Genomic DNA, 6,270 nt, shown 5'->3' with positions numbered 1-6,270 from the left:
TACTTACCCAAAATAAATAATCAATAAAAAAATTGAGAAAAACAAATTGATCCATGCCGATGAAAATAAATAAAGGATTGATACTTATACTTCCGACTGGAGAGGTTTCACCATCTATAAGGAACTGTAGAGGAAATCCCCCAGCTATGACTTCAACTTTTTCAAGCTTATCTACAACTATGCGAGCAACTAATATATTTTTTTGATAAAGCAAAGATACATAAGTCAAAATAATCGCTAAGAAATTAAAATATAATATTTTTTTCATAACTATTCTTTATCTTTTAAATTAATTAAAAACAGCCAATAACATAAGCCAGGAAAGAGAGCCATAAAAATAGTCCATGTATTGGTATACATTTTCCACCACTCTTTCGAAATTTCTCCTGTGTGACTCCATCCAAAAAGAATAAAAAATGGAGCAGCAATAATTAGAGAGGTAATACAGATGGTTAATAAATTCAGACTGTTATAACGATTTAAAATAATTGAGAATATGAAGCTGAAAGGCACAGTCAAAATACAATACGCTAAGTAGACAAGGCCATGCCCTACAAGAACCACTAAAATCGAGTATAGGCTGTATTCCTGATTCATTACGATAAACAGGACTGCTATGAAAAAAAGTAACGGTAAAGGAGCAAGCAAGAGAGCTTTAACTATTTTTTCATTTGAGTATTTCACTAATTTAATTCTCTTATTTACTCAATAACTATTCACACTATACCGATTTTCTTGGAGGTCGCTGGCTTCCATTTAACATAATGGTGGTTATACGCAATACACTTGTATATTAATATAAATATCAATTACTTAAAAAATCAATCCTGATCATAAAAACCGCAAAAAGCCGACTTTGAAACAAGTCGGCTTTTTTATGTTCGATTCTGTAATATTTTGCCAATAAAAAATGGAACAACTTTGCAAAATTTACAATTTTGTATTAACATTTTTGTATTAACAAAAAGCGATGCAACTATGGAAATTGAGTTTTCATGGGATGAGCATAAAGCAGAAACAAACCTCAAAAAACATGGTGTAGCTTTTGAAGATGCAACCTTAGTTTTTTATGATGCTCATGCCGTCTTCAAACAGGATCGCTTTGAAAATGGTGAATATCGTTGGCAAGCGATAGGTCTCGTACACGGGCAGACAGTTTTATTGGTGGCTCATACTGTACAAGATCATAATGGGATTGATCATATCCGTATTATTTCAGCACGACAGGCAGAGAAAAAAGAGAGGAAACAGTATGAACAAAACCGTTACTTACAAAGTAGATTTGAATAAACCTCCTGTCTTATCTGAAGAACAAAAGGCAAGACTTGAAGCATTAGATAAACGCCCAGACAGTGAAATAGACTTTTCCGACATTCCTGAACTTGATGAAAGCTTTTGGAAAAATGCTGTCCAAAATCCGTTTTATAAGCCAACTAAACAAGTGACTACAGTACGCATTGATGCAGATGTCATGCAATGGCTAAAAGCACAAGGCAAAGGCTATCAGACACGTATGAATAAGATTTTACGTGATGCAATGCTGAATGATTTAAAAAATCACCCATAAAAACGGAGCTTAAGCTCCGTTTTTTACAAACTATTTTTAAGCTTATAGAATCTAAATTCGGGGTAAATTAAACCTATAATAAAAAGAATGGTAAATGCTATCCATAGAAACAAAGCCATAGCTCTAAGCTGTTCTTCATTCCATGAGCTTGATTCCATATCTAAGAAAAAGATACTCTTCCAGCCTTTAATATAATCAGCTCCACCCCATGAAATAATCCATTTGAACATTAAGCTAACTGCCAAATAAATAAGTACCCACACCCATGTAGACATAAATTACCTTATTATTTTTAATCACTTATTGGATAATTATAACTGATCTTAATAGTCTTATTTAACATAAAATCTCTTATGCGAAATTTCAGCTCGATGCTTTGAAATATGGCTTTAGCCATGTTTCAAAGTCGGGCAACTTTGCGCTTGCTGTAATCTGATCAGTAATAAGAAAAACCAAGCAAAGTACCGATCAACTAGTATTTTTTAGGGTCGATCTGACACCAGTCATACGTTTTTTCTTTGACACTACTCGGTTCAAACGAATAGCAATTTTTCCTCATGATTCTCACCAATGTTTCACCATCACTTTCTCTAATTTGTAGCGGATATTTTTTTAGTAAAGCCATATCAGCTCTACGGTTATCAATTTCGTCTTTGCTTGGCACGTATAAGAAGATTGCCAAAATGAATACCATCATCACAGCCACAAACGTGCTGGCAAAAATAAGGATAAGTTTTAAGTTGAGCCTGTTTGTAGCTTCGTTTAATGCCTGAATACTGTTGTTTAATGCACCTGTATGCTTCTTATTTGCGTTTTCTAGCGATTTTTCAGCCTTGTCTAGCACTCCACTAGCGACTTGGTTGTAAAACTGCTCTAATCGCTTCTTATCGTCTGCTATGGCTTCTCGATATTCCTTCATGGATGCCAATAAAATATATAACTGGTCATCTAAATCATTTTGATTACTCATAATGACATTCCGCCTCTACTTAGTTTTTGAGATGCCTTGCGGAGTGCTTGCTCGGCTCGTTGTTTATCTAATTCTTGCTGTCGTTTCATTTCCGCTTGGCGTTCCAGTTCTAGACGTTTGGTTTCTTGGTTCTTCTGCCATTGATCAAAACCTTGATCGACACGGTTTAAACCACGCTGTAAAACGCTCTCTTTCTGCTGTTTCTGTTGGTCAAGCTGTTGGGCGTTCTGCTGTTTCACATTGTCATTAAAACGGCTGATTTCAGTGTCTATGCCTTTTCTGCGTAATTGGGTGACTTTAGTGCCTTCATGGATGGTGGCTTGTAGTCCGTTATTCTGATCGGCATAGCTGCGGTGATCTATTTTTTCCTGTATGCCTGCTCGTTCCAAAGCACGATTGGCAAGGTTTGCCCACGTTTCCCGAATCTGTTTAATTTCGTCTTGGGTTGTACCCATACCAAGGCTTTTTCGTTTGGCGTTGCTGAGTTCAATTTCTGCCTTTGTGGTCAGAGTCAGATTGTTTTCAGGGTCTAATTCCGCCTTTCGGGTGGTAAGCATGATATGGGCGTGATGGTTCTTATCATTTCCGCCTTTGCTGGGTTCGTGGATGGCTAAGTCTGCAATCACGCCATAGCGATCAACTAAGGCCGTGGCAAAGGCTTTTGCCAAGTCCTTACGTTGATCTGCGTCTAATTCATCGGGTAGGGCGATTACCCACTCTCTGGCGGTTCGGGCATCTTTGCGGTTTTCGGACTGTTCCGCCAAGTTCCAAAGTTGGCTGCGGTCAATTTCAATATTGAGATTAGACACAATTTCGGTATGGGCGACTCCATCCTTTCTCGTAAAGTCATGCGTCAGCCCTGTACGTTTATCTTCTAGTTTTTCCCCTGCACGATAAGCCATAGATGCAACGGCAGTTCTTCCCGAACTGCGGTTAACGGTTTTGGTTGTACAGTGGTAAATCGCCATTAAATTTTCCTTGTGGCATCCACGTATTGATTACATTTCGGGCATTCTTTTCTAATAGTTTGAATGGATACTCCATTCATTTGCTCTATAAGAATTTTAGGTAATTTGTATAAAAATTCATTCCCACAGTTTGAGCATATAAAAATATGCTGTTCATCAATATTGTATTTCTTCATTTGCTTTACCGCTCTTGCTTTTGCTTTTGGGGTTAAGGGGTGTCTCCCTTACGCATCTTTTGACTTGAATGAAATTCAAGTCGTAAGTGCGCATTTCATGAAAAACACGATAGCATATTACCCGCTTGAATTTCAATTCATAGGGTCTTATGCTTGAGTGGTTTTCTATATTCCGAAATTAATCGTTATGACTAAATCTGCTGAAAATATCGAAAAGAAAATTGAAGCCCAGTTAGAGAAGCTGAAACAGTTAAAAGCACAGAAACAGGCTATTGAAGCAAGAGAACGTACCAAAAAGAAAGAACAGGAGCGCAAGGATGATACTCGGCGTAAAATTTTGCTCGGTTCTTACTTGATTAAGAAAATGCAGGCAAATGAAGCCAATAAAGAAAAAATACTCGCTGAACTCAACGAATATTTAACAGAAAATAGAGATCGACAGCTTTTTGATTTGCCCGATATTGAAGCCTAATTTTTCTTAGCTGTTTGGTTTTTTTGTTCGGCTTGATACTCTGGAATGAGCGTATTTAAAACCTTTTGAATATTGTCCTTGTCCTCGATTTGTAAATTATCCCGATAGTAAATTAAGTTCTGTATTTTGCTTTCCATCTGCATTTTTTCGGTGGGTTCGGCATCTTTGGATAGTCGGGATAATAGGAAGATATAACCGCATATATTTTCCCTCGCAATTTCATAATTTACGATGTCGAGGTATTCAACGGTCACATGCTTTAGATCGGTTGATAGGTTATTTAATTTAATCATGGCTGAAATCCTGATTTTTCTAAAATTGGATAAAGCTCTCTGAATTTTTCAGGCTCTAACAGCATATCTGCTATACGGATAGCAAATTGTTGGTAGCTTTCTGTACCTTGTGAATATTTCCCCATTTCAGGCATTTCTGACATTTTTTTTGCAAATAAATGGCGTTGTGCATCGGTCATTTTGATAAAAAAGTCAGGTGTGTTTGGGTCACGCTTAGAATCTAATTTTTTCGGTTGTTGTTTCTGCTTAAACTTGAATGAAAACCCAGTAATTGTACGCCCTTTCTTGTGTTGCTCATAAGTGGCTTTTATGTCTGTATGTTCATTGATTTGAGTAATGGCAGTTTCTAATACACGGCTTTTAAAATGGTGCATACGTTGATATTCATCATCTTCAACACCTAAATTTTTACGTAATTGTTGTAGTTCAAAAACAGGTGTTTTACCAACTTCACGCCAAGCGATTAATAACTCATAAAGTCTAGTGGCATACTTACTGGTTAGGTGTGCAACTTGTTTGGCTTCATATTTTGTAAAGTGTTCTTCTAATCTAGTGATTAAAGGAACTACATCAGGTGCGAAAGTAATTTCTAGTAATGCCAAATCATCTACATAAAAAATACGGCTTACCCAGCGAGAGCGAACGATACCTACCTTCCCTGTTTTTTTATATTCGGCTGTATAGCTAAACTGCCTGTTAAATAGATTATTTACGGCATCTTTCAGGGCTTTGTAGGATGCATCAGGTGATACATTAAATAGTTTTGCATAGTCACTAGCATGTATTTCTAGTTTGCTATCTGCCGTAATACCCCGCCCTAATTCCCTTGCATTAATGATTGCAAGCATGACTAAACGCTGTTCCGTTAGTTCTAAATTATAACTGGCGTTTATTAATGCATTATCTTTCACAACTAAACCATTCTTCATATTAAATACACGTTATTATTAATGTGTATTTACACACTATATATTTTATGTGTGTAAATCAAGAGAATTTGTGTGCTTATACAAGAGAATTTGTGTGCTTATACAAGAGAATTTGTGTGCTTATACAAGAGAATTTGTGTGCTTATATAAGCTGTAGTCCTCTCATATCAATGTTTTCAGCTTATCTAAAAGCATTTAAAAGCTTTAAAAATAATTAAAAGCCTTTCGAGAGGGGAGTGCAAACTGCCCTAGGTACTCGCTAAAGCTCGTACTCTATTGAAGCTCGTTCCTCGCTTCGTGGGGCAGTTTTTGGTTAATCCTATTTGTGAAATCTAAAAGCAAAAGCATTTGTAATGTATTCGCTTCGCTCATACTTTTTGAAAAGCAAAAGCTCCAAAGTTCGCACCCATTCGGGATGCTCTGTACCTACCGTTTAAAATCGAAAGGGAGCTTGTAATCAGAGAAAAGGCGAGGGCGAAATTTTGATGATGCTCAATCGCTCGTAGACACTCGCTCGGTTCTTATTATCTAGGTTTTAATTATTTACTGGAGCTAATCAAAGTTGTGAAACATTGCTTAAATAATAGGCGTGGAACGTGAAAAATCATAAAAAAAGCCCGAACAGGGATGTTCGGGCTATAAACTAGAAACTACAGCATTGATTTCTATAGATAATTATAACGCATTTCGTATAAGGTGTATTATGTTAATTTTAGGAGATCTATACAATTCTGTACTTTTTCACAATCATAGAAAAAGCAAATAAAATACTTACCCAAAATAAATAATCAATAAAAAAATTGAGAAAAACAAATTGATCCATGCCGATGAAAATAAATAAAGGATTGATACTTATACTTCCGACTGGAGAGGTTTCACCATCTATAAGGAACTG

The 6,270-nt window shown here is 36.3% G+C and carries 10 protein-coding genes; 3 read left to right on the top strand and 7 right to left on the bottom strand.

Going from position 1 to position 6,270, the window contains the following annotated elements; all coding sequences use genetic code 11:
* Positions 1 to 268, bottom strand: a 268-nt coding sequence (locus FTU92_RS13930) for a hypothetical protein (RefSeq protein ID WP_180096443.1), incomplete at its 3' end; no start/stop codon positions are given.
* A gap of 2 nt (positions 269 to 270) precedes the next feature.
* Positions 271 to 684: a hypothetical protein gene (locus FTU92_RS13925; RefSeq protein WP_004967533.1), complete on the bottom strand. Its 414-nt coding sequence runs from the start codon at positions 682 to 684 to the stop codon at positions 271 to 273.
* A gap of 294 nt (positions 685 to 978) precedes the next feature.
* On the opposite strand from FTU92_RS13925, the gene FTU92_RS13920 reads away from it, so the two are divergent.
* Both FTU92_RS13920 and FTU92_RS13915 read left to right on the top strand, forming a co-directional pair.
* Positions 979 to 1,290 carry a BrnT family toxin gene (locus tag FTU92_RS13920; protein ID WP_002042420.1) on the top strand — a complete coding sequence of 104 codons (312 nt, stop codon included), beginning with the start codon at positions 979 to 981 and terminating at the stop codon, positions 1,288 to 1,290.
* A complete protein-coding gene (locus tag FTU92_RS13915) occupies positions 1,253 to 1,567 on the top strand; it encodes a BrnA antitoxin family protein (protein WP_131262006.1) in 315 nt (104 codons plus the stop codon). The genes FTU92_RS13920 and FTU92_RS13915 overlap by 38 nt, the downstream gene beginning before the upstream one ends.
* 23 nt (positions 1,568 to 1,590) lie before the next feature.
* Here the strand turns inward: FTU92_RS13915 and FTU92_RS13910 are convergent, their stop codons facing one another.
* The 3 genes from FTU92_RS13910 to mobQ form a co-directional block, all read right to left on the bottom strand.
* Positions 1,591 to 1,842, bottom strand: coding sequence for a hypothetical protein (locus tag FTU92_RS13910; protein WP_004969151.1), 252 nt, complete (start codon positions 1,840 to 1,842; stop codon positions 1,591 to 1,593).
* A gap of 197 nt (positions 1,843 to 2,039) precedes the next feature.
* Positions 2,040 to 2,537 (bottom strand): hypothetical protein, encoded by a 498-nt coding sequence (locus FTU92_RS13905; protein WP_180006217.1) that lies wholly within the window; start codon positions 2,535 to 2,537, stop codon positions 2,040 to 2,042.
* Positions 2,534 to 3,505: a MobQ family relaxase gene (gene mobQ, locus FTU92_RS13900; protein WP_180006216.1), complete on the bottom strand. Its 972-nt coding sequence runs from the start codon at positions 3,503 to 3,505 to the stop codon at positions 2,534 to 2,536. The genes FTU92_RS13905 and mobQ overlap by 4 nt, the downstream gene beginning before the upstream one ends.
* A 363-nt stretch (positions 3,506 to 3,868) precedes the next feature.
* Between mobQ and FTU92_RS13895 the strand changes: the two genes are divergently transcribed.
* Positions 3,869 to 4,153, top strand: coding sequence for a hypothetical protein (locus FTU92_RS13895; RefSeq protein WP_004871868.1), 285 nt, complete (start codon positions 3,869 to 3,871; stop codon positions 4,151 to 4,153).
* Here FTU92_RS13895 and FTU92_RS13890 read toward each other — a convergent pair.
* Positions 4,150 to 4,446: a hypothetical protein gene (locus tag FTU92_RS13890; protein ID WP_163167926.1), complete on the bottom strand. Its 297-nt coding sequence runs from the start codon at positions 4,444 to 4,446 to the stop codon at positions 4,150 to 4,152. The genes FTU92_RS13895 and FTU92_RS13890 overlap by 4 nt on opposite strands.
* Positions 4,443 to 5,375 carry a replication initiation protein RepM gene (gene repM, locus FTU92_RS13885; protein WP_026438545.1) on the bottom strand — a complete coding sequence of 311 codons (933 nt, stop codon included), beginning with the start codon at positions 5,373 to 5,375 and terminating at the stop codon, positions 4,443 to 4,445. The genes FTU92_RS13890 and repM overlap by 4 nt, the downstream gene beginning before the upstream one ends.
* Positions 5,376 to 6,270 lie beyond the last annotated feature (895 nt).

It is taken from the genome of Acinetobacter sp. YH12205 (assembly GCF_013418125.1).
Taxonomy (GTDB): Bacteria; Pseudomonadota; Gammaproteobacteria; order Pseudomonadales; family Moraxellaceae; genus Acinetobacter; species Acinetobacter towneri.
The sequence above is the reverse complement of the archived record's forward strand: the minus strand, read 5'-3'. Positions and strand labels throughout refer to the sequence as shown.

Coding starts and splice junctions, on each gene's coding strand:
- FTU92_RS13920 (WP_002042420.1), top strand. CDS start 979: ATGGAAATTGAGTTTTCATGGGATGAGCATAAAGCAGAAACAAACCTC.
- FTU92_RS13915 (WP_131262006.1), top strand. CDS start 1,253: ATGAACAAAACCGTTACTTACAAAGTAGATTTGAATAAACCTCCTGTC.
- FTU92_RS13910 (WP_004969151.1), bottom strand. CDS start 1,842: ATGTCTACATGGGTGTGGGTACTTATTTATTTGGCAGTTAGCTTAATG.
- FTU92_RS13905 (WP_180006217.1), bottom strand. CDS start 2,537: ATGAGTAATCAAAATGATTTAGATGACCAGTTATATATTTTATTGGCA.
- mobQ (WP_180006216.1), bottom strand. CDS start 3,505: ATGGCGATTTACCACTGTACAACCAAAACCGTTAACCGCAGTTCGGGA.
- FTU92_RS13895 (WP_004871868.1), top strand. CDS start 3,869: ATGACTAAATCTGCTGAAAATATCGAAAAGAAAATTGAAGCCCAGTTA.
- FTU92_RS13890 (WP_163167926.1), bottom strand. CDS start 4,446: ATGATTAAATTAAATAACCTATCAACCGATCTAAAGCATGTGACCGTT.
- repM (WP_026438545.1), bottom strand. CDS start 5,375: ATGAAGAATGGTTTAGTTGTGAAAGATAATGCATTAATAAACGCCAGT.